We start from the raw sequence: 23278 nt of genomic DNA on the forward strand, positions 1-23278 counted from the left end.
TAGGACTGGAACACCATGGCAAGGCCACGGCGGGCGGGCGGCGCCTTGGTCATGTCGACGCCATCGAGCAGGATGGCGCCACCCGTGGTGTCTTCGAGGCCGGCGATCAGGCGCAGCAGGGTGGACTTGCCGCAGCCCGAGGGGCCAACGAAGACGACGAACTCGCCCTCCTTGATGTCGAGCGAGATGTCCGGAATGATCTGGACTTCGCCGAAGGACTTCTTGACGTGGGAGAGGGAGATCGAGCCCATTGGTTTAGTCCTTCTGCTTAAGCGTGGCAGGGCGTTCAAACGCCCACCGAGCGGCACCTCCCCCTTGACGGGGGAGGTTGGGTGGGGGTGTTGGGAGCCACGATATCGAGGGCAAACCTCCCCCCACCCTGACCCTCCCCGCGAGGGGGAGGGAGTCGACTGCGAATTCAGCGGCTAAGGTGTTCATCATTTCACCGCCCCAAAGGTCAAACCACGCACCAGTTGTTTCTGGCTGAACCAGCCCATGATCAAAATTGGAGCGATGGCCATGGTCGAGGCCGCCGAAAGTTTTGCGTAAAACAGTCCCTCGGGGGCTGAAAAGCTGGCGATAAACTGCGTCAGGGGTGCGGCATCCGAAGTGGTCAGTTGCAGCGACCAGAACGCCTCATTCCACGACAGGATGACGTTCAACAGCATGGTCGAGGCGATACCGGGCAGCGCCATCGGCGTCAGCACATAGAGGATTTCAGAACTTAGGCTCGCGCCATCCATCCGGGCCGCCTCAAGGATTTCAACAGGGATTTCCTTAAAGTACGTGTACAGCATCCAGATCACAATCGGCAGGTTGATCAAGGTTCCGATGGCAACTAACCCGGTGCGGGTGTCGAGCAGCCCCGTCACCTTGAAGCCCAGATACAGCGGGATCAACACGCCGACAGCGGGCATCATCTTGGTCGATAGCATCCACATCAGCAGATCTTTGGTCCTTTTGCCGGGAACGAAGGCCATCGACCAAGCCGCCGGGATTCCAATGATCAGAGCCAACACGGTGGAGCCGACCGAGATCACCACCGAGTTCATAAAGAACTTGCCGTAGCTGTTCTGGGTCTGCACCGCCTGATAGGCTTCGGTTGTCCAAGGTGAGGCCAACATCGCGAACGGCGATTTAATCGCATCGCCCTCGGTGTGAAAGCTCATCAGAAAGATCCACAGGATCGGAAAGAAGATCAGAAAGCCAACCAGCCATGCGCCGATTGTGACGATGACTTTGCTCTTGGTCGTTGTGCTGCGTGCCATGATTTTTCCTCACGCGTCCAGGTTCTTGCCAATCATCCGCATCGCGAAGAAGGCAACGATATTGGCCAGAATGACCGCGATAATGCCGCCGGCAGAGCCAGCGCCAACATCGTATTTGACCAGCGACTGCATGTAGACGAGGTAGGAAATCGTCGTCGTCGCCGTGCCGGGGCCACCTGCGGTGGTCACATAGATCTCGGCGAACACGGCCAGCAGGAAGATGGTCTGAATCAAGATCACAACTGTCACGGCGCGGGTCAGATGTGGCACTGTCAGGTAGAAGAACCGGCTCAGCACGCTTGCGCCATCCATCTCGGCGGCCTCTTGCTGCTCGCCATCCAAGGATTGCAGCGAGGTCAGCAGGATCAGCGTCGCAAACGGCAGCCATTGCCACGCCACGATGCCGATGATCGACAGCAGCGGCGCTTGTGACAGAAAATCAAACGGCTGAAACCCCAAACCCTTGGCAATATGAGCAAACATGCCGTTCACCGGGTTCATGAACATGTTCTTCCAGACCAGCGCCGAAACCGTGGGCATCACGAAAAACGGAGCGATCACCAGCACGCGGACGATGCCTTGGCCCCAAAACGGCATGTTCATCAGCAGGGCCAGCAGGATGCCGCCCACCACGGTGATGAACAAAACTCCCAGCACAATCGCCAGCGTGTGCAGAATGGATGCAATAAAGGTGCGGTCGGTCAGGAAGTAGTAATAATTGTCAAATCCGGCCCAGGTTGTTGGCTTCGGCACCAACAGTTTATAATCCAGAAAACTGAAATAGATCGTGGTGACAAGAGGCACGATCATCCACAGAAACAATAGGACGACCGACGGCGCGACCATGAAGCGTGCGGCAATACGCGAATGCTGGGTGGCCATTTTGAACCTCCTCCGTTGCAAAGTTTGGGAAAGGGCGCGGTCGTCTTGAAGCGACTTGTGCGTCAGTCTGCGCAAGAAGCGCGAAAAAGCGGGGCCACCCTTGGGAGATGCAGCCCCGCCTTCGTCGCTGGTTACTTGATGTAACCGGCTTTGGTCATTTCCGTCGTGGTCAGCTCTTGTGCAGCTGCCAAAGCGTCAGCCGCCGTGGTGGTGCCTGCAAGCGCTGCCGAGAACTGCTGGCCCACTTCGGTCGCAATGCCCGCAAACTCTGGGATTGCGACGAATTGCACGCCAACATACGGCACCGGATCGACGGTCGGATGCGTCGGATCAGCCGAGTTGATGCTGTCCAAAGTCATCTTGGCGAACGGCACCTTTTGGTATTCCGCGTTCGCATAAAGCGAGGTGCGGGTTCCCGGAGGCACGTTTGCCCAGCCTTCTTTCGACGCCACCAACTCGGTGTATTCTTTGGAGGTAGCCCAAGCAACGAATGCCTTGGCCGCGTCCACTTTAGCCGTGCCAGCCGGAATGGCCAAAGACCATGCCCACAGCCAGTTGCCGCGCTTGCCCAGACCGTTATCTGGTGCCAAAGCGAAGCCCATTTTGTCAGCCACGGTGCTGTCTTTGCCGGTCACGAACGATGCCGCAACGGTGGCATCAATCCACATACCGCAATGACCTTGCTGCGTCAGAGCGAGGTTTTCGTTAAAGCCGTTGTTCGACGCGCCGGGCGGGCCGTAGTCGTTCATCAGATGCAGATAGAAGGCCAAAGTATCAGCCCAAGGCTTTTGATCGAACTGCGGCTTCCAATCCATATCAAACCACTTGGCGCCGAACGAATTCGACATCGCGGTCAGGAAGGCCATGTTCTCGCCCCAGCCGGCTTTGCCACGCAGACAAATACCATACTGCTCTTTCGACTTGTCGGTCATCGCAGCGGCCGCTTTGTCGATGTCAGCCCAAGTTGGCGCGTCTGGCATGGTCAGGCCAGCGGCTTCCATCAGGTCTTTGCGATACATCACCATCGAAGATTCGCCGTAGAACGGGGCCGCGTAAAGCTGGCCATCCACGGTCAGACCGCCTGCGATAGCGGGCAGCAAGTCGGCTTGATCCCATGCAGCGGGCAGATCGTTCAGCGGGACAAGCCAGCCAGATTTGCCCCAGATCGGAACTTCGTAGGTGCCAATGGTCAGCACGTCGAACTGACCACCTTTGGTGGCGATGTCGGTGGTGACTTTCTGGCGCAGAACGTTTTCTTCCAGCGTGACCCACTCGACTTTGATGTCGGGGTTCTTGGCGTAGAAATCGTCCATCAGCCCTTGCATACGGATCATGTCGCCGTTGTTCACGGTGGCAACGGTGATCGTGGTTTCGGCCGATGCAAGACCCGCAAGGGTAAGCAGAGCCGTCGCGCCAAGCAGCGCGCGAAGCGTCATGTTCATTGGTATCCTCCCAGATCAGCGATTGAGCATTTCATCGCTTAGTGAGTAATTGCTCACAAAAAGGTGTAATCCGTCAAGCCCCTTTTTCCGCCGCATCTGCAAAGATTATAGGCGGTTTAGCAACGCCCTTGCGGTCGGTTCATCTGTAACCAAGCCATTGATAATACGAGACTTCAATGCGCCCGCAATCGCCGGGACCTTCGATGCACCCGCAGCAATTCCGATGGATGGCCTGTCTAACCCCGGCGCGACCCGAACACCGCCTGTGCGTGTGTTGGTGCCAACGTCGAGGTAAATGCCCCTTGAGTCGAACACCCAACCCGCGACTTCCCCCACCGCCCCTGCCGCCTGCATCTCGTCCAGCTCGGCGCGCGTGACGAATCCGTCCTTCAACAGCGGCGCATCATTGCTCATCTGCCCCACGCCAACAAAAATCACATCCGCCGCCCGCGCCAGATCGACCACCTTTTTCACCGGACCCAAAGCATGAAACGCCGCGTTTTCCTGCGGCGTCGGGCTGATCACTGGCACCAGCATCGGGTAGTGCGGCGCGCGCACCTTGTCCGAAATCCGCATCACCACGTCAAAGAATGACGCCGAGCCATCCGGCGCGATGTTACCGATCAGCGACACCAGACGGTGCTGATCGGCATCCATCGGCGAGACCGCATCGACCATGCCACGCATCGCCCGCCCGGTGCCCAAGCCAATCACCGAAGGCTCTGGCATCCGCAAGAACCGCTCCAGTTCCGCCGCCGCCGCTGGCCCGATCGCCCGCACCCCGTCGGCCCCCGGCCCAAGACTGGGCGCCACCCGGCAGCGCAGCAGACCGAAGCGCCGGGTCAGCTCGGCCTCCAGATCCAAGCACGCCCCAATCGGATGGTTCAGCCGCACATGGATCAGCCCTTCCGCCATCGCCCGGCTGACCAAGCGTTGCGCGCGCTGGCGCGACACCCCCAACTCGGTCGCAATCTGGTCCTGCGTAAGCCCGCCGACGTAATACAACCAGCCCGCACGGGCAGCTTCATCGTTCAGCGTCGGTTCTGGTTCGGTCCGGCTCATGTGCGCCCCTTCAGGTCGGGCGCAATGTCGTAGAACGCGGCGAAGGATGCAAACCTCAAGTGCGGGCGCGCATCTTCAGGCTCATCCAACGCCCGATCCTTCAGATGACTGCCGCCGGTAAACCGCCACACCACCATGCCCGCGGCCAGCCCTGCGCGAATACCGGTCAAACTGTCCTCGATCACCAAACAGCGCGCCGGGTCCGCCGCCATCGCACGCGCCGCATATAGGAATAAATCCGGCGCAGGCTTGCCGCGCGCCACAAGCGTCGAGGTGAACAGCTTTGGCCCTGCCAGGTGCCCCAACCCCACCATGTTCAAAGACCGCGCCGCCCGTATCGGGCTGGACGAGGTCGCAATGCAATAGGGCACGCCCATTTGCGCAATCACCTCCGCCACCCCCGGCATGATCTTCAGATCGCGTTCAAACCGCTCTAACAGACGCGCACGATACTGCTCCTCAAAATCCGGCGGTAATGTCAGGTTGAACTCCTCACGGATCGTATTCATCACGGTGGGATAGCTGCGCCCCAGAAAATGCCGCGCCACATAGGCCAGATCAATCTGCACGCCACGCTCGGCCAAAGCATCAATCAACATCTGCGCCGAGATGATCTCGCTATCAATCAGCACCCCATCACAATCAAAGATCACCAGATCAAACATCAAAACAGCGCAGCCAATCTTGCCGTGTCGATGCCCGGCACTGTTTGCCCTGTGGGTTTGACGCTGGCCACATCCTCGCCCGCGACAATGGCATTGATCACCGCCTCCTCCACCGCCTGCACGGCCGCCAGATACAGCGGATCAATCGCCTCGCCGTTGATCTCGGTTTTCGTCAGCACCGCCCCCGCCCGCTGTGGCATCGGGCCGGGGTTCGCCGTGGAAAGCGCCAGAAAAATATCGCCTGAAGAATTGCCGCCCGGAGTGCCGCCGCGCCCAATCCCCAAAGCCGCCCGCTTCGCCACCTGTTTCAACGACAACCCCGACAGCGGTGCATCGGTGATCAGCACCACGATGATCGAGCCCATTTCCTTCTGCGGCAGCCCCCGGTCAAACACCCCCTCCGGCATCAACTGGCCAATCGGCTTGCCCAACACCTGAAAATCCGGCCTGCGCCCGTGATTGGCCTGCACCAGACAGCCCATCGTGTATCCCTGCCCGCCAATCTCAAACACGCGTGAGGCCGTCCCCGTTCCCGCCTTGAACTGATAGGCAATCATCCCATTGCCGCCGCCAACCGAGCCTTCGGCAACCGGCCCACCCTTGGCAGCCCACAAAGCCGCCACAGCGTGATCGGAGGTGACATGCAAGGCGTTGATGTCGTTCAGGATACCGTCATAGGTTTCGGCCACCACTGGCATCGCCCAACCGTGATCTTTGCTGAAAAAATCGACGTAGTGCTCGATCATCCACTGCGTCACTCCATGATGTACCGCCCCCACGCCGTGGGTGTTGGTGATACACACCGGGCCAATCATATAGCCCGCATCATCAATCCAATGCGTGCCGGTCATCTCGCCATTGCCGTTCAGCGCGTAGTGCCCCGCCCAAACTGGAACCGGCACGCCCGCATCAGTCCGAGGCCGGATCGCCGTCACCCCGGTGCGCATCTTCAACGCCGGATCGGTCAAGGTGGTAAACCCCACCGTCACCCCCGCCACATCGGTGATCGCATTCAACGGGCCAGGGGTGCCCGGAAACGGCAGCCCAAGATCACGCGCACGGGGTTTTCTCATCAAAGCCTCCTACTGCAAACCATCAAGCACAGTGTAAACACATTCAACCAACACCTTGCGGCGTGGATCAATCTCGTCATCAAAGCCAAGCATGTGGTTGGTGGTGTACCCCATGCCAAACCCCGCCGCCGGATCAGCAAAGCCAAAACAGCCGCCCCAGCCCGAATGGCCAAAACTGCCATCCCGCGCGCCCTGCTGCATCAAACCAAACCCCGCGCCATAGGCGACCGGAGTTTCCGTCGCCGCATCCATCCCGATACGGCGCAGCTTGGTAGCCTCTGCCAAAGCCCCCGGCGACAGCAGCTTAGACGACCCTGAAACCAGATCGCCATAGATCAGCGCCATCGCCTTAGCCGTGGCCTGCCCATTCGCCCCCGGAATTTCCGCCGCCCGCCAGCTGCGCGTGTTCGGCTCGGTGGGCTGGATCGTCGGATTCTGCCAAGCACTCGGATACTGCCCCGCCAACACCACAGCGATGCCATCCGTCACCCCGTGGCCTTCGATAAGCTCAGCCACACGCGCCTCCTCCACTTCAGGCAGCCCGACAAACATGTCCGCTCTCAACGGCCCCGCAATCTGATCGCGTAAAAATTCCCCAAACCCCTGCCCCGAAACCCGCCGCAGCGGTTCCGCCACCAGCACCCCCAACGAAATCGCATGATAGACCGACCGACTGCGCGGCGGCCACAACGGTGCCATCGCAGCCAGTGCCTGCGCATAGGGTGCCCCCGCATAAAGCCCCGCCAGATCCATCGGCACCGAAAGCCCGTCCAAGCCGCCCTGATGTGACAAAGCCTCACCCACCGTGATGTCGCCCTTCCCATTCGCGGCAAACTCTGGCCAATAGCGCGCCATCGGTTGATCGTAATCCACAAGGCCCCGATCCACCAACATCGCCATCGCCACCGCCGCGATGCCCTTGGTGCAGGACCACACGTTCACCAAAGTATCTTGCTGCCAATCCCGCGTCCCCGCCACATCCGCAGAGCCGCCCCACAACTCGGCCACCAAAGCGCCGCGATGCACCACCGAGACCGAGCCACCATGCTGCCCAAGCGCAAAGCAATCGCGGAATGCCTGTCGTAACGGCGCAAACTCTGCCGTCGTGAAACCGTGAACCTCGACATCCGTCATCGCAGCACCTTCCCATCTGATATGACGACAGCATAAGCAGACAATCCCGCCCGCGCCACTTCACCCTGCGACCCGAAATGTCGGTTTCCTCCGGCGATACGTCGAACAATAAAGCCGATTCCCGCACAACCCGCCCATTTTCTGCACTGCAGCATGTCGGATCGCCCATAAACACAGCACAGCCGCTTGGGCCCGGCAATTATCGGCGGCTTCCCGCGCAAGATCGTTGCCGCAAACGTCACCCCGGCCTTTGCTGCATCTGCTTGGGTCTACTCAAGCAAAGGGTGTGCGGCAGCGATTGGTTTGGACGGCCTCGCCACCGCACGATTGCAACAAAAGCTGCCCTCTCAGTATGGACGTTCTTCCCTTGAATGGAAGCGCCAGAGCGGGCCCAACAGGGGACATAATATGAAACTGACCAGACGCTCGCTTTTGGCCTCGGGCATCGCCGCAATGGCGCTGCCGCGGATGGCCTTCGCTGCCGGTGAAACCATCAAGATCGGAGTTCTGCACTCGCTCTCCGGCACGATGGCGATTTCGGAAACCACGCTGAAAGACACCATGCTGATGCTGATTGAGGCGCAAAACGCCAAAGGTGGTCTGCTGGGCAAGCAGTTGGAAGCCGTGGTGGTCGATCCCGCTTCCGACTGGCCGCTGTTCGCCGAAAAAGCCCGCGAACTGCTGACTGTTTCCAAAGTTGACGTGATGTTCGGCTGCTGGACTTCAGTGTCGCGCAAATCCGTGTTGCCGGTGATCGAAGAACTCAACGGACTGTTGTTCTACCCGGTGCAATACGAAGGCGAGGAATCCTCGAAAAACGTGTTCTACACCGGCGCTGCGCCAAACCAACAGGCGATCCCGGCGGTGGATTACTATCTCGAAGAACTCGGCGTGAAAAAATTCGCGCTGCTCGGCACCGACTATGTCTATCCCCGCACCACCAACAACATTCTTGAGGCCTACCTTGTCTCGAAAGGCATCGCCAAAGAAGATATCTTCGTCAACTACACCCCGTTCGGCCATTCCGATTGGTCGAAAATCGTCGGTGACGTGGTGGCCTTGGGTGCCGATGGTAAAAAGGTCGGCGTGATTTCCACCATCAACGGCGACGCCAACATCGGCTTTTACAAAGAACTCGCAGCAGCAAGCGTCACGGCCGATAAGCTCCCGGTCTGCGCGTTTTCGGTTGGCGAAGAAGAACTCGCGGGTCTGGACACCTCGAACCTCGTCGGCCATCTGGCAGCCTGGAACTACTTCATGTCCGCCGATACCCCGGAAAACAAAGCGTTTATCGAGCAATGGCATGCCTATATCAAAGACGAAAAGCGCCCGACCAACGACCCGATGGAAGCCCATTATATCGGCTTCAACATGTGGGTTGCAGCGGTCACCGCCGCTGGCACCACCGATGTCGATGCAGTCTCGGATGCAATGATCGGCCAGAAATTCCCAAACCTGACCGGCACCGTGGCCGAGATGCTGCCGAACCACCACCTGACCAAACCCGTGCTGATCGGCGAAATCCGCGCCGACGGCCAATTCGACATCATCAGTCAAACCGAGCCAGTTCCGGGCGACGCATGGACCGATTTCCTGCCGGAATCCGCAGTGCTGGAAGCCGATTGGAAAGACCTGAAATGCGGCATGTATAACAAAGAAACTAAAACCTGCGTGCAGTTGAAGTCGAACTACTGATCAAAGCGGAGGGGCCAACAGGCCCCTCCCCTCCTCCCCCAGCGCCCCTGCTGCCAATAGACGGATTACCCATGCGCATCCTGCTGGCTTGCCTTCTGGCACTCCTATTCGCCGCCCCGCTGCGCGCCGAAACCGCCGCCGAAATCCTCTCCGCCAATGCCGCTTTGGTCGAGAAAGCCTCGCGCCAAACCATCGCCCCGGTGATTGACGCCTTGGGCGCCAGCGGCGACCCCACGGCTGCACAAGTGCTCGAAGCATGGGGCAACAAAGCCCTCGGCATCCGCAAATCCGACGGCATCTTCTTTCTGATCACCGCTAATGACGGCGGCTACGCCCTGACTGATCTGATCGGTGCTCCGGCAGGCCAAGCCGCCAAATCCGACATCACCGAGCTGAAACCCAACGCAGGCGTGCGCGGCATGATCGCCACCGCCTTGGTGCAATTCACCCTGTCGGACCCCGACGCACTGAAACGCGCCGCAGCCTTAGAATCCATCGCCAAAGACCCCAAACCCGAGGCTCTAGCTCCCCTCCGCGCCGCCATCACCAACGAATCCGACGCCAAGCTAAAAGCCCAAAAACAGCGATTAGAACGCCTGCTCACCCTGCGCTTTGAACCCGACTCCGCCGCCCGCATCAAAGCCATCGACAGCTTCGGCGCAGACCTCGGCCTTGACCTGCGCGCTGCGCTTAACCCGCTGCTCGCCACCACAAAACTCGCCGCCGCCGAAACGCCCACGACAAACATCGCCCGAGAACTCAAGCCCGGCCGCGACCTGACGGAAATCGAAGCCTACGACCTGCTCGTTTCAGCTAACCTAGCCCCCGCCCGCCTGACGATTGAGGCCGCCCGCACCGCCCTGATCGCCAACCTGGTGAACGGCGCAGTTGCTGGCGTCCCCCTTGCCGATCTCAACACCCAAGCCGCCCGCGACCGCGCCTACACCGCACTTGAGGCCGCAGGCACAGTCCCGCAAGCTGCCACCGATGACGAGGCAGCCGCTGCCCTCAAAGCCCACCACTTCTACGATATCTACACCGAGCCTGACGCCGCCGTCACAACCGCCGCCGCGAGCGCTCTTCAATACATCGGCCACAAAGTCGCAGCCATGCAGGCCGCTGACCTTGCCCTCGACGGCCTTTCCCTCGCCTCGATCTACTTCCTCGCCGCCATCGGCCTTGCAATCACCTTCGGCGTCATGGGTGTGATCAACATGGCCCACGGCGAGTTCATCACCATGGGCGCCTACACCGGCTACGTCGTGCAACTCTACGTCCCCAATTACACCGCCTCGATCCTGATCGCGCTGCCGCTGGCTTTCGCCGTCACCTTCGCCGTGGGTGTGACGATGGAGCGCTTAATCATCCGCCACCTCTACAAACGGCCCTTGGAAACCCTGCTCGCCACTTTCGGCATCTCGATCGCCCTGCAACAAATCCTGAAAAATGTCTTCGGCACCCAAGCCCGCCCGCTGACCTCCCCGGCATGGCTCGACGGCGCGCTCAACCTCAATGACGTGGTGTCGATCAGCTACATCCGCATCGCCATCTTCGTCTTGGCCCTGTTGTTCCTCACCTTCTTCCTTTGGCTGATGAAGCGCACCCGCCTCGGTCTCGAAGTCCGCGCCGTCACCCAAAACCCGACCATGGCCGCAAGCATGGGCATTAACCCCGACCGCATCAACATGCTGACCTTCGGCTTAGGTTCCGGCATCGCAGGCATCGCTGGCGTCGCCATTGGCCTGTTCGCCAAAGTCACCTCCGAACTCGGCACCGACTACATCGTGCAGTCCTTCATGACCGTCGTGGTCGGCGGCGTCGGCAACATCTGGGGTGCGCTTGCCGGAGCCACGATGATCGGCGGGCTGCAAAAGATGATCGAGTTCCTCAACCCCTCGAACACCCTCGCCGCCCAAACCTATATGATCCTGTTCATCATTCTGTTCATCCAATTCCGCCCGAGAGGCATCATCGCCCTCAAAGGCCGCGCGGCAGGAGATTGATCATGCCCCCCTCCCTTACCCATTCATCTTGGCAAAAATACTCCGGGGGTCCGGGGGCTGGCCCCCGGCCTGTGACGAAGGATACCCCATGACCCGCTCTTTCCTCATCCGCACCCCGTCGCTCTTGATCTTCATCGCCTGCCTCGCGCTATTCACTATCGGCGTTACCCTCGCCGCCCACTACGGCCTGATGTCGACCTCCTTCGTGAAAACCCTCGGCAAAACCCTCTGCCTCTGCCTCGCCGCCCTCGCGATGGATTTGATCTGGGGCTACGCAGGCATCCTGTCCCTCGGTCACATGGCGTTTTTCGCCCTCGGCGGCTACATGATCGGCATGTGGCTGATGTATGCCCGCACCGAGGAAATCGTCGTCGCCTCGCTGCTAAACTCCGGCCTCCCCGCCACACCCGAGGAAATCCAGCAAGGCATCGCCTCCCAAATCTTCGGCGTCGTCGGCGCGTCCGATCTGCCAACGATCTGGAGCTTCGCCCACAGCCTCCCCCTGCAACTCGCCCTAGTAGTAGCCCTCCCCGGCCTCTTGGCCCTGATCTTCGGCTGGCTCGCCTTCCGCAGCCGCGTGACTGGCGTTTACCTCTCGATCCTGACCCAAGCGATGACCCTCGCTCTCGCGCTCTACCTGTTCCAAAACGACTCTGGCCTGCGCGGCAACAACGGCCTCTCCGGCCTGCAAAACCTCCCCGGCCTGGATGCCGTCAGCCAAGACAGCATCAGCCTGTGGTTCTTCTGGGCCTCTGCCGCAGCCCTCGCCCTCGCCTACCTTACCCTATCTTGGATCGTCTCTGGAAAATTCGGCTCGGTCATCCGCGCCATCCGCGACGATGAGGCCCGCGTGCGCTTTCTTGGCTACTCAGTTGAGGGCTACAAGCTGTTCGTCTTCACCCTCACCGCCATCATCGTCGCCCTCGCAGGCGCGCTCTACTACCCGCAAGCCGGCATCATCAATCCCGCCGAACTCGCCCCCATCGCCTCAATTTACCTTGCCGTCTGGGTCGCCATCGGCGGGCGCGGCCGCCTTTATGGCGCGGTCATCGGTGCCGCCGTCGTCTCCCTGCTGTCAAGCTGGTTCACCGGCGGCCGCGCCCCCTCGATCCCGCTGGGCTTTATGACAATCAACTGGGTGGATTGGTGGCAAGTCCTGCTCGGCGCCGCCTTCGTCTGCGTCACCCTGTTCGCGCCCAAAGGCATCGGCGGCTTGTTTGACTACTTCACAGGCCTCCACACACCCGACCGCAAAGGCGCTCCCCTCGGTCCCGACCAAGGCTCCTTGCAAGAGAAGGAAGCCATTGAATGAGCCAACTTCTCGAAGTCTCCGGCGTCACCGTCAGCTTTGATGGCTTCCGCGCCATCAACAACCTGACCTTCTCGATTGGCCCCGCCGAACTCCGCGCCATCATCGGCCCCAACGGTGCGGGCAAATCCACCTTCATGGACATCGTGACGGGCAAAACCAAACCCGATAGCGGCACAGTTACCTTTGGCGAGAAATCCGCCTCTCTCCTGAAACTGTCCGAAGCCAAGATCGCCCGCGCAGGCGTAGGTCGCAAATTCCAACGTCCGACCGTGTTTGAAGACCAAACCGTCACCGAAAACCTTACCCTCGCCCTGAAAGCCGCCCGCAGCCCGTGGCGCGTGTTGGGCTGGCGCAGCAAACCCGCCGACCATAGCCGCATCGAAGCCCTCGCGCAGCAAGTCGGCCTCGCCGATCACCTGCCGCGCAAGGCAGGCGAACTCAGCCACGGCCAAAAGCAATGGCTGGAAATCGCCATGCTGCTGGCGCAAGAACCCCGCCTGCTATTGGTCGATGAACCCGCCGCAGGCATGACGCTGGCCGAGCGCGAAAAGACCACCGAACTGCTGGTCGATATCGCCAAGACCCGCGCCGTGGTGGTGGTGGAACACGATATGGAATTTGTCCGCCGCCTGAACTGCCGGGTGACGGTGCTGCACGAAGGCTCGGTTCTGGCCGAAGGCTCACTGGACCATGTGACCAAAAACCAAGACGTGATTGACGTTTATTTAGGGCGCGGATGATGATCAAAACAACTGGCCTCACCCTGCACTACGGCGGCAGCCAAATCCTGCATGGCATCGATTTTGAAGCCAAAGCAGGCGAAGTCACCTGCATCATGGGCACCAATGGCGTCGGCAAAACCAGCTTCCTGAAAGCTCTCGCAGGCACTCATATACGTTCCGCTGGCACCGTTGAACTCGATGGCGAAACCTTGGGCAAACTCCGCCCACAAGACATGGCCCAGCGCGGCCTCGCAGTCGTGCCACAAGGCCGGATGATCTTCCCCCTCCTCACCGTCAAAGAAAACCTGGAAACCGCCTTCGCCCTGCTCCCCAAACCCGACCACAAAATCCCGGCAGAAATCTATGACCTGTTCCCCGTCCTCCGCGATATGACCGCCCGCCGTGGCGGCGACCTGTCCGGTGGCCAACAACAGCAACTCGCCATCGCCCGCGCCATGATCATGCGCCCGAAAGTCCTGCTGCTGGACGAGCCGACCGAGGGTATCCAGCCCAACATCATCCAACAAATCGGCCGGGTGATCGAATACCTGAAAGGCAAAGGCGATATGGCGATCATCCTTGTCGAGCAGTATTTCGACTTCGCCTACAACCTCGCCGACCATTTCTATGTCTTGCGCCGGGGCTCGGTTGCCAAATCCGGTGCCCGCGCCGATTTCAGCCGCGAAGACCTGCGCGCTGAAGTTTCAATCTAGCCGGGAACCAATCCCAACCCCCAGCGTTTTGCCAACAGGCTTGACAACATGCCCGCCAGCCGCCCCTTTGGGCTTGGCCAATTCTGTTCCAAAGGGGCACTTATGTCTGGGGCTGATCTGACGCCACTTCCCTCCCATGCTGGCGGTGCCGCCCGCATCACCATCGGCCAGTTGACCGCCGTTGTCGGCGTCGCGGCTGTGCTGTTCGTTGCTCAAGATGTGTTCGTGCCGCTCGCCATCGCCATGCTGATCACCTTCGCGCTGTCGCCACTTGTCACCACCCTACGCCGTCGCGGCCTGCCCTTGCTGTGGGCGGTGCTGATCGTCGTCGCTTTGGCGTTCAGCCTGATCGCAGTGTTCTCCTTCGTGGTGGCCAGCCAGTTGGCGCAACTGGCGCAAAATCTGCCGATCTTTCAGGCCAACATCATCCATAAGGTTGAGGGCTTAAAGTCCACGGGTGGCGAACACGGCCTCGCCTCGCGCCTCTCCGACATGATCGCCGCGATCAACACCGAAATCGGCGCAGCACTGCCCACTGGCGTCGATAAGCCAATGCCGGTTGAAGTCATCCAATCCTCCAACGCATTGGCTTTCCTTGAAAATCTGGTTATTCCCCTAATCAGCCCAATCGCCACCGTCGGCCTTGTCATAGTCGTGGTGATCTTCATGCTGCTGGAGCGCGAAGCCCTGCGCGACCGCTTTATCAGGCTGGTCGGCACCAATGACCTCTACCGCACCACACAAGTGCTGGAAGAAGCTGGCGGCCGCGTCGCCAATTACCTGCTGGTGCAACTGCTGGTCAACGTGATCTACGCCATTCCCATCGGCGTTGGCCTGTATATCATCGGCGTCCCCAACGCCGCCCTCTGGGGCATGCTGACGCTGATCCTGCGCTTTGTGCCTTATATCGGCTCGGTCCTCGCCGCCGCCTTCCCGCTGTTTCTCGCCTTCGCCGTATCCCCCGACTGGTCCGCCGTGCTGTGGACCGGGGCGCTGTTCGCCAGCATTGAACTCATCACCTCCAACGTCATCGAGCCTTGGCTTTACGGTTCGCGCACCGGGGTCAGCCCACTGGCCATCATCGTCGCGGCCATCTTCTGGACCTTCCTCTGGGGCCCCCTCGGCCTGATCCTCTCAACCCCGCTCACCGTTTGCTTGGTCGTCTTGGGCCGCCACATCCCGCAATTTGCCCTGTTCGACATCCTGTTCGGCGACGAACCCGTGCTGGCCCCCCATGCCAAACTCTACCAACGCATGCTGGCAGGCGACGCGATGGAGGCCACCTTTGGCGCGACCGAAGCCCTCGAAGAACTCGATGTGGTGGATTATCACCAGACCGCGATGATCCCCGCTTTGCTGCTGGCACAAGACGACAGCGAACGCGGCGTGCTGACCCCCGAACAGCAAGACCGCCTCGCCAAAGTGGCGCTAGAGGTGGTGAAAGACCTGCAAGCCGAGATGGAGGCCGAGCGCGACGCGCCCGCAGACACCGCGCTGCCCGGTCTGGGCCTGCGGGTGCGGGTGATCGGCGGGCGGTCCTCGCTGGATGACGTTTCCGCCGCGGTGCTGGCGCAGGTGCTGCAGACCGAAGGTGCGGCCGCGCAGTTCTCACCGCATCTCGATCTTGCCCCCTCCCGGCTGGCAAGCCTCGATACCGAAAACGCCGATTGCCTGCTGCTGTGCTACCTAGATCCGCGCCCCGCCCGCGCCTCGCTGCTGCACATCCGCCGCATCAAACGCACCGCGCCGCATCTGCGCGTCGGGGTGGTGATTTTGCAAATGCCCGCCGATCTGGCCGACAGCGCCTCGGGTCTGCGCCATCTGCACGCGGTGTCCCCGGCAAAGCTAACCGAGGCCGAAGACATCGGTGCCGATTTCGCAGTCACCGGCCTAGAGGCCGCGATGGATGCCATCTGGCTGCGCAAGCCCCCCAAGCCGATCCCTGATGCCAATAAACCCATGCCGCGCGTGGTCGCCCGCCGCCGCCGCCAGACCACAGCCTAAGAGGACGCCATGTCAAAACCCGATCCCGATCAAGACCTTGCCCGGCTCGAATCCCAGATCGCCGCGTTGCGTGACGACATCGCGCATATCGTGACAACCTTGGGCGATCTCAGCCAGACCAGCGCGGAAACCCTCCGCGCCAGCCTCGCCGCCCGTGCTGAGGCTTTGCGGCAAGACGGGGCGGCGCGGCTGGCCGATGTGGGTGGCAGTGCCGAGGCGAAGCTGGCCGAACTCACCGACCACGCCCGCCGCAATCCGTGGCAAGCGCTGGCCGTGGCAGGCGGCATCGGCCTACTACTGGGTCTGCTGTGGGGACGTCGCTAAATGCTGGCCCTCATCAGCCTCGCCGCACGCCTTGCGCTGGCCCACGCCGCACGCCGCATGGCCCAAGCCTCTGCCCTGTTCGCCGCCGCCGTGGTCTTTGCCATTATCGCGCTGATCGGCTTTGCCGCCGCGCTGTGGATATGGCTGGCGCATCTGCTTGGCCCGATCCAAGCGGCTTTGCTGGTCGGAGGCTGTGGCGTTGTGCTGGCGCTGATCTTCGCCCTGCTGGCGCGCGCCAAATTCCGCACCGCCAGCCCGCTGCAATCGCCAGCAGCCCAAGCCCTGCTGGCCGAGCTGAAATCCCACAACGCTGAGGCCAGCCTGTTCACCTTGCTTGGCCCAGCCTTGGGTGCCGCGCTGCTGGGGATGTTTCTGGGTGGGAAGCCGAAGGAATAGCACGTTAGGCATAGGAACCCGAACCGATAGAAAACTCTGCGGGGCAGAGTTTTCCGGTTCGTTGCTCACAAGGCGGAACGCCGTTGAGCAAGGGGTGTCGTGCAACAAACTGGCACGGGAAATCGGGGCGCGCCTGACTGGGCTGGCGCGGAAACGCGCCTGCCGAGGGCAGGCAGGCGCGGCCCGATTTGTTTTCGAACAAATCGGGCAGACCCCTTAAACCGCCAGCGACACCTTGCCCATCGGATGCGAGCAACAGGCCAAGATATAGCCCTCGGCAATATCGTCATCCGAGATACCGCCGTTGTGCACCATATGCACATCGCCGGAAAGCTTCTTCACCTTACAGGTCCCGCACAGCCCGAACGTGCAGCCCGACGGGATGTTCAGCCCCGACCGCTTTGCAACAGCCAATACCGTATCCGTCTCATCACAAGCCGCAACCACACCGCTATCCGCAAAGGTGATTTCAGCCACCGCCCCATCAACCGGAGAGATATCATCCAGCACTGGCGCTTCAGCCTCGGTCAAAACCGCCAGCCCAAAGCTTTCCTGATGATAGCGCGCCATGTCATAGCCAAGGCTCTGCAACATCTCGCGCACCGCCTGCATGAACGGCTCTGGCCCGCAGCAGAACACTTCGCGCTCCAGATAATCCGGCGCCATCAGCCCCAGCATGATCTGGCTCAAGCGCCCCCGGAACCCCGGCCAAGCCCGGAACGGATCAGATTCCTCAACCGTGAAACGCAACTGTAACCCCGGCACGCGGTTGGAAAACTGCTCCAACCGCTCGCGGAAAATGATCTCAGACGGGCGACGGGCGGCATGCACGAACACGATGTCCGGCATCTGCCCCGAATCCCACGCCCAAGTCGTCATCGACATCATCGGCGTGATGCCCGACCCAGCCGAGATCATCAGATATTTCTGCGCCGGATGGCGGTGAAAGCTGAAAATCCCTGCCGGCCCAAATGCCTTGATCTGCATCCCCGGCTTCAGATGATCCAACATCCAGCGCGTGCCGATAGACGTGCTTTGCGCCTTCACCGTGATCGAAATCGACAACGGCCGCGAGGGCGAGGACGAAATCGTATAGGTCCGCTGCACATTGCCCTTGGCCCCCTTCTTCGGGTCCACGGGCAGATCTAACGTGATAAACTGCCCCGGCTGGTAATCAAACCAAGCCCCGTTCGGCGCGCGAAAGGTGAAACTGGCGGTGTCGTCATTCTCTGGCACCACCATCGCACATTCCAGCATCTGGCTGTCATTCCACGGTGCGACTTCCCAGTTCAGGCTTTTCTTCGCCATGATCTACTCCGCCGCCAGCGCGGGTTTGGGCGCCGTCCGCGCGGTCATCGTGTTGCAATACCAATCGACAAACTGAATCACGCCTTCTTCTTGAATCGTCGAATAGGGGCCAGGCTCATAGGCAGGCGACAGAATACCCTTCTGGTTTTCTTCCACCACCTGACGATCCTCGTCATTGGTGTGCATCCACACGTCGGTCAGGCGGGCCAGATCATAATCCACACCCTCAACCGCATCCTTATGCACCAGCCAAGTCGTCGTCACCTGCGTTTGGGTGGCGGAAATCGGCAGCACCCGGAAGGTGATCGCATGATCGCCAAGGAAGTGGTTCCAAGTGTTCGGATAGTGGTAAAACAGCAAACTGCCCGCATCATTGAACGGCATCGTTCCCAAGCGCTTGGCCACCGCCGCCTTGGTGTCCATCGTGTAGCTTTCGGCGTTGTTCAACAACGGCACCCGCGCCAACCGCCACTGCATCGCCGCATCATGAGTGAACCGAGACGGCAACCCCGCCGCCTCACACCGCGTCCAATGCGCCAAAATCTCGGGGCTGGCCTCATTCGGCCCATTCATCGCACCGATCTTCGGATTGTCCGAGAACGTCCGGCACAACGACGGATGCGCACCGCCACAATGATAACACTCGCGGTTGTTCTCGATCACCAGCTTCCAGTTGCCGTTCTCGACGATGGTCGAAGAAAACGCCACTTTGGCATCCTTCAGACCCGACGGTGCCAGATACTTCATCGCGGTCTTGGCCAATTCCGCAATCGGGGGCGGCACCTGTGCAAGGCAGATAAACACCATGCCGCCCAGATCGACGCAATGCAGCTTCTTCAAACCATGCTCGGCCGGGTTAAACCCCTCCTGCATATCCCGCGCATATTGCAACTTTCCGTCCAGATCATAGGTCCACTGGTGATACGGACAGACCAGCTTCGGCCCCGAACCCGTCTCTTTGGCGCACAACCTTTGCCCGCGATGCCGACACACGTTGTGAAACGCCCGGATCATGCCATCATTGCCGCGCGTCAACACCACCGGATAGGCGCCGACCTGCAGGGTCATAAACGCCCCGGCCCTCGGCAAGCCTGCGGCAGGGGTGGCAAACAACCACTCGCGGTAAAAGATCTGCGCCAGATCGGCGTTGTAAACGCCCTCATCGCAATAAAGCGCATGGCTCAGAGCATAATCCTTGCGGCGAGCGCCCAATTCAGCGTGGATTTCGGCGGGGTTCAACATCTGGCACCTCGTAGGTCCACGCCTCCCGCGGGGACAGTTGCATTGGCTGACCGGAGCATTCCGGCCGGGCTGGTCGTCTCGGTGCAAGGCTGGTTTCCGGGCTGCGAAACTGGGCCAAACCGCCCCGCCGTGACACCTTCCCAGAGTATAAACCCCAGTGGCCTCCTGTCACAGCTTAAGTTTCCTCACCGTTGCGGGGGCAGCGCCGGCATTGCACCGGCTTCCCAATTCTCCATCCTTGCGAATGACACCTTGCAAAGCTCATAAATCACGGCCCCGCGTGTCGCGATAGCTTATTTGCGACCCCTGCCGATACGCCAAAGACGCCGCATGTTTTCACCGCGGATGCCAAGCCCAAGCGCCCGATTCGCAGGCAGCCCGCAGATGATCAAACCCGGAAACGACAAAGGCCCAACCGTTTCCGGTCGGGCCTTAAGTTGTGGTGGTGAGCCGGACGGGACTCGAACCTGTGACCCGCTGATTAAAAGTCAGCTGCTCTACCAACTGAGCTACCGGCCCACAACTGTTGCGCTGATTAGGTTGCGGGCCGGATGGGGTCAAGAGACAAAACGCGAGCCTCTGGCAAAAAGCTGCGCTGCGGCGTATATGCAGGCCATGGAAAACGCCGTGAACAGCCCGAAAACCCCAAGTGCCATTGCCTTCATGAAGATGCATGGCGCAGGAAATGATTTTGTGATCATCGACTCGCGGGGCCGCGAGGCTGTGGTCACGAAAGAATTGGCGCAAGCCTTGGGCGACCGTCACCGTGGCACCGGCTTTGACCAACTGGCCGAGATCAGCGATTCGCAAACCGCCGATTTCGCTTTGGATTTCTGGAACAGCGACGGCAGCCGCGCAGGCGCCTGCGGCAACGCCACCCGCTGCGTCTCCGATTACATGATGAATGAACTTGGCCGCGACGCCCTCACCCTGACCACCGAGCGCGGCCTCCTCCACGCGATCCGCCTCGCCGATGGCCGCGTCTCGGTCAATATGGGGTCCCCCCAACTAGACTGGTCAGAAATCCCGCTGTCGCACGCGGTTGACACCCTAAACCTGCCCCTTCCCGGCAATCCCGCCGCCGTGGGCATGGGCAACCCGCATTGCGTGTTCTTCGTCAAAGACGCCGAGGCGATCAACCTGACCATCGAAGGCCCCGGCACCGAGCATCACGAACTTTTCCCGCAGCGAACCAACGTCGAATTCGCCCATCTGATCGCCCCCGACTATCTGCGGGTGCGGGTATGGGAGCGTGGCGCAGGCATCACCCTCGCCTGTGGCTCTGGCACCTGCGCAACCGTGGTTGCAGCTCATCTGCGCGGCCTCACCGGGCGCTCTGTAACGGTCGAGGCTGACGGCGGCACCCTGCACGTCGATTGGCGCGAGGATGGCGTCTGGCTGACCGGCCCCACAGCCCATATCTTCAACGGCACCCTCACCCCCGCCTTTCTGGCAGCCCTATGAACGCCCCGATCTTCGCCACCCTCGGCTGCCGCCTGAATGCCTATGAAACTGAGGCGATGAAAGAACTCGCCGCCGCCGCAGGCATCGAGGGTGCCGTGGTGATCAACACCTGCGCCGTAACCGCCGAGGCCGTGCGCAAAGCCAAACAGGAAATCCGCAAACTCGCCCGCGAAAACCCCGGCGCACAGATCATCGTCACCGGCTGCGCCGCCCAGACCGAGCCCGAAACCTTCGCCGCCATGGCCGAAGTCACCAAGGTCATAGGCAATACCGAGAAGATGCAGGCGGCAACGTGGCAAAGCCTGAAAGCCCCCGACCTGATTGGCATCACCGAAAAAGTGCAAGTCGACGACATCATGTCGGTGAAAGAAACTGCAGGCCACCTGATCGACGGCTTTGGCCGCCACCGCGCCTATGTCCAAGTGCAAAACGGCTGCGACCACCGCTGTACCTTCTGCATCATCCCCTACGGTCGCGGCAATTCGCGTTCCGTCCCCGCTGGCGTGGTGATCGAACAGATCAAACGCTTGGTCGATAAAGGCTTCAACGAAGTCGTCCTGACCGGAGTCGATCTCACCTCATGGGGTGCAGACCTGCCCGCCACCCCGCGCTTGGGCGATCTGGTGATGCGTATCCTGCGCCTTGTCCCAGACCTTCCCCGCCTGCGGATCTCCTCCATCGACAGCATCGAAGCCGATGACGCCCTGATGGGGGCCATCGCCACCGAGCGCCGCCTGATGCCCCACCTGCACCTGTCGCTTCAAGCAGGCGACGACATGATCCTGAAACGCATGAAGCGCCGCCACCTGCGCGACGACGCCATCCGCTTCTGCGAAGATGCCAAAAAACTCCGCCCCGACATGATCTTCGGTGCCGACATCATCGCAGGCTTCCCGACTGAAACCGAAGATATGTTCACCAACTCGCTGAAACTGGTTCAGGATTGCAACCTCACCTTCCTGCACGTCTTCCCATTCAGCCCCCGCAAAGGCACCCCCGCCGCCCGCATGCCGCAACTGCAAGGCCCCGAGATCAAAGCCCGGGCCGCCCGCCTCCGCGCCGCAGGCGATCTAACCCTATCCCGCCACCTCACCGCCCAAGTAGGCCTGACCCACCGCATCCTGCTGGAAGGCCCCCGCCTGGGCCGCACCGAACAATTCACCGAAGTCAGCTTTGAAGCGGATCAACCCGAAGGCCAAATCCTTACCGCCACCATTCGTGGGGTGACGGGGAAGCGTTTGTTGGCCTAAGCGCACGGTGGGTTGAAAACCCACCCTACGCCCTTCCTGACAAGCCGCTTGCGCCGCGGATGTTGTAAGCCTCCGGCGGGGATATTTGAGCAGAGAGGATGACCAAAGAGTTCTCCCTGCTCTAACAATTTCACATTGGCCTAAATATCCCCGCCCGAGGCTTCCCCAGTCGCTGCAAACGCCGCGCCAAAAGTAAACGAAAAGTTAAGGACCACCATCTAACCACTTGATTTCAGATAAATAGAACCTCTGTTCACGCGGGGACACCCCTCAAATTCGAAACCCCTCCGGAATCATGTCTCGCCCCTCCAGCACCAAATCCACCATCACTTCGGCCACTTTCGGCGCCATCCCAAACCCAATCTTAAACCCGCCATTAGCAACAAAATGCCCCGCCCGTCCCGGCCAAGCCCCTAATAAAGGCGCCCGAGTCTTTGCCCGAGGCCGCACCCCCGCCCATCTCTCCACCACCTCCGCCCCCGCCAGCACTGCCAAAGCCGCCACCGCCCGCGCGTGCAACGCCTCGACCTGATGATCCACCCCCAGATCATCCCAGACCACCTCAGACGTAGACCCCACCGCCACCGTTCCATCGACATGTGGCACCACATGCAGCCCATCGACAAACAACTGGGGCAACCCCTGCGCCGGGTAGCGCAGCGAAATCGCCTGTCCCTTCACACCACCGCCGACAACCCGCCCCAAATCCAAGCCCAAAGCCTCCAGCCCCGCCACCCCCGTCGCCCAGACAACAGGCCCAACCTCCGCAGCCTCCCCGACCACAACCTCCCCCCCCGCGCCCTCAATCGCCGCGACCAGCGCAGCGCAGCCCATCCGGGGATGCAACCGCGCGCTCAAATTATCCTCCACCAACCACCCCGACGGGCTAACGGGCTCCCACGCCGCCCCCGTCGCAGGAACCACCCGCCACTCAGCCGCCCCCCGCCACAAAACTTCCGCCGCCTCCCCCCGCGCCCGCGCCAATTCGACCGCCGCCTGATCCACCAGAGGCTGCAATCGCCCAACCCGGCCGTAGCCGGAAACCAACCCCGACGCCGCCTCCACCGCCCTCCACCAGCCCGCCGCCATCAACAAACTGTCCAACTGAAACGCCTTCTTCACATTCCAGTTCTCCGGCACATGCGGGCTCAGCGCGCCCACTACGCCACCCGAAGACCCCGCCCCCACCGCCACAGCCTCGATCACCCGCACCACCGCCCCCCGCCGTGCGGCTTCCCAAGCCACCGACAGCCCGAAAACCCCCGCACCGCGCACCGTCAGATCAACCCTTGCCATTCCGCCCTGCCTTGCCCATGGTC

General features: G+C 61.0%; 21 protein-coding genes, 1 tRNA gene and 1 riboswitch. Of the genes, 10 read left to right on the forward strand and 12 right to left on the reverse strand.

From position 1 onward, the window contains the following. From Q7V03_RS15435 to Q7V03_RS15470, 8 genes are all read right to left on the reverse strand, one after another. A partial coding sequence (locus Q7V03_RS15435; protein ID WP_304926490.1) for an ATP-binding cassette domain-containing protein occupies positions 1–251 on the reverse strand: 251 nt, incomplete at its 3' end. Between the two features lie 186 nt (positions 252–437). After that, positions 438–1268: a carbohydrate ABC transporter permease gene (locus Q7V03_RS15440; RefSeq protein ID WP_304926491.1), complete on the reverse strand. Its 831-nt coding sequence runs from the start codon at positions 1266–1268 to the stop codon at positions 438–440. Positions 1269–1277: 9 nt separating this feature from the next. Further along, complete coding sequence (locus Q7V03_RS15445; protein WP_304926492.1) at positions 1278–2150, reverse strand: carbohydrate ABC transporter permease; 873 nt, start codon at positions 2148–2150, stop codon at positions 1278–1280. Between the two features lie 131 nt (positions 2151–2281). After that, on the reverse strand, positions 2282–3592 hold the full coding sequence (locus Q7V03_RS15450) for a sugar ABC transporter substrate-binding protein (protein ID WP_304926493.1): 1311 nt from the start codon (positions 3590–3592) through the stop codon (positions 2282–2284). Between the two features lie 105 nt (positions 3593–3697). Next, positions 3698–4654: a sugar-binding transcriptional regulator gene (locus Q7V03_RS15455; RefSeq protein ID WP_304926494.1), complete on the reverse strand. Its 957-nt coding sequence runs from the start codon at positions 4652–4654 to the stop codon at positions 3698–3700. Continuing rightward, positions 4651–5319 carry an HAD family hydrolase gene (locus Q7V03_RS15460; protein WP_304926495.1) on the reverse strand — a complete coding sequence of 223 codons (669 nt, stop codon included), beginning with the start codon at positions 5317–5319 and terminating at the stop codon, positions 4651–4653. Before Q7V03_RS15460 ends, Q7V03_RS15455 begins: the two co-directional genes overlap by 4 nt. Continuing rightward, positions 5319–6392: a P1 family peptidase gene (locus Q7V03_RS15465; RefSeq protein ID WP_304926496.1), complete on the reverse strand. Its 1074-nt coding sequence runs from the start codon at positions 6390–6392 to the stop codon at positions 5319–5321. The genes Q7V03_RS15460 and Q7V03_RS15465 overlap by 1 nt, the downstream gene beginning before the upstream one ends. Before the next feature lie 9 nt (positions 6393–6401). After that, positions 6402–7526, reverse strand: a complete 1125-nt coding sequence (locus Q7V03_RS15470) for a serine hydrolase domain-containing protein (RefSeq protein WP_304926497.1) — start codon at positions 7524–7526, stop codon at positions 6402–6404. A gap of 453 nt (positions 7527–7979) precedes the next feature. Here Q7V03_RS15470 and urtA point away from each other — a divergent pair, with 453 nt between their 5' ends. The 8 genes from urtA (at position 7980) to Q7V03_RS15510 (ending at position 16695) form a co-directional block, all read left to right on the forward strand. Next, complete coding sequence (urtA, locus tag Q7V03_RS15475; protein ID WP_370651150.1) at positions 7980–9221, forward strand: urea ABC transporter substrate-binding protein; 1242 nt, start codon at positions 7980–7982, stop codon at positions 9219–9221. Positions 9222–9292: 71 nt separating this feature from the next. Beyond that, the gene (gene urtB / locus Q7V03_RS15480; protein WP_304926499.1) at positions 9293–11224 is read left to right on the forward strand and encodes an urea ABC transporter permease subunit UrtB; all 1932 of its coding nucleotides are present in this window, start codon (positions 9293–9295) and stop codon (positions 11222–11224) included. A gap of 88 nt (positions 11225–11312) precedes the next feature. After that, positions 11313–12536, forward strand: a complete 1224-nt coding sequence (urtC, locus tag Q7V03_RS15485; RefSeq protein ID WP_304926500.1) for an urea ABC transporter permease subunit UrtC — start codon at positions 11313–11315, stop codon at positions 12534–12536. Next, positions 12533–13276: an urea ABC transporter ATP-binding protein UrtD gene (gene urtD, locus Q7V03_RS15490; protein WP_299481450.1), complete on the forward strand. Its 744-nt coding sequence runs from the start codon at positions 12533–12535 to the stop codon at positions 13274–13276. Before urtC ends, urtD begins: the two co-directional genes overlap by 4 nt. Beyond that, a complete protein-coding gene (gene urtE / locus Q7V03_RS15495) occupies positions 13273–13971 on the forward strand; it encodes an urea ABC transporter ATP-binding subunit UrtE (RefSeq protein WP_304926501.1) in 699 nt (232 codons plus the stop codon). The genes urtD and urtE overlap by 4 nt, the downstream gene beginning before the upstream one ends. 102 nt (positions 13972–14073) lie before the next feature. Beyond that, positions 14074–15975: an AI-2E family transporter gene (locus Q7V03_RS15500; RefSeq protein WP_304926502.1), complete on the forward strand. Its 1902-nt coding sequence runs from the start codon at positions 14074–14076 to the stop codon at positions 15973–15975. A gap of 9 nt (positions 15976–15984) precedes the next feature. Next, the gene (locus Q7V03_RS15505) at positions 15985–16299 is read left to right on the forward strand and encodes a hypothetical protein (RefSeq protein ID WP_304926503.1); all 315 of its coding nucleotides are present in this window, start codon (positions 15985–15987) and stop codon (positions 16297–16299) included. Beyond that, positions 16300–16695, forward strand: coding sequence for a phage holin family protein (locus Q7V03_RS15510; RefSeq protein ID WP_304926504.1), 396 nt, complete (start codon positions 16300–16302; stop codon positions 16693–16695). A 216-nt stretch (positions 16696–16911) separates the two neighbouring features. Here the strand turns inward: Q7V03_RS15510 and Q7V03_RS15515 are convergent, their stop codons facing one another. From Q7V03_RS15515 to Q7V03_RS15525, 3 genes are all read right to left on the reverse strand, one after another. Further along, positions 16912–18003, reverse strand: a complete 1092-nt coding sequence (locus tag Q7V03_RS15515) for a hybrid-cluster NAD(P)-dependent oxidoreductase (RefSeq protein WP_304926505.1) — start codon at positions 18001–18003, stop codon at positions 16912–16914. A gap of 3 nt (positions 18004–18006) precedes the next feature. Then, positions 18007–19245 (reverse strand): aromatic ring-hydroxylating dioxygenase subunit alpha, encoded by a 1239-nt coding sequence (locus tag Q7V03_RS15520; protein ID WP_304926506.1) that lies wholly within the window; start codon positions 19243–19245, stop codon positions 18007–18009. A gap of 69 nt (positions 19246–19314) precedes the next feature. Continuing rightward, positions 19315–19515: riboswitch (cobalamin riboswitch) on the reverse strand. A 173-nt stretch (positions 19516–19688) separates the two neighbouring features. After that, a tRNA-Lys gene (locus tag Q7V03_RS15525) sits at positions 19689–19764 on the reverse strand. A 108-nt stretch (positions 19765–19872) separates the two neighbouring features. Here Q7V03_RS15525 and dapF point away from each other — a divergent pair. Beyond that, positions 19873–20709: a diaminopimelate epimerase gene (gene dapF, locus Q7V03_RS15530; protein WP_304926507.1), complete on the forward strand. Its 837-nt coding sequence runs from the start codon at positions 19873–19875 to the stop codon at positions 20707–20709. Next, positions 20706–21959, forward strand: a complete 1254-nt coding sequence (gene mtaB, locus Q7V03_RS15535; RefSeq protein WP_304926508.1) for a tRNA (N(6)-L-threonylcarbamoyladenosine(37)-C(2))-methylthiotransferase MtaB — start codon at positions 20706–20708, stop codon at positions 21957–21959. Before dapF ends, mtaB begins: the two co-directional genes overlap by 4 nt. Positions 21960–22229: 270 nt before the next feature. Here the strand turns inward: mtaB and Q7V03_RS15540 are convergent, their stop codons facing one another. After that, the gene (locus Q7V03_RS15540) at positions 22230–23255 is read right to left on the reverse strand and encodes an FAD-binding oxidoreductase (protein ID WP_304926509.1); all 1026 of its coding nucleotides are present in this window, start codon (positions 23253–23255) and stop codon (positions 22230–22232) included. Positions 23256–23278 lie beyond the last annotated feature (23 nt).

The sequence above is a fragment of the Cypionkella sp. genome, assembly GCF_030652235.1.
Lineage (GTDB): Bacteria > Pseudomonadota > Alphaproteobacteria > Rhodobacterales > Rhodobacteraceae > Cypionkella.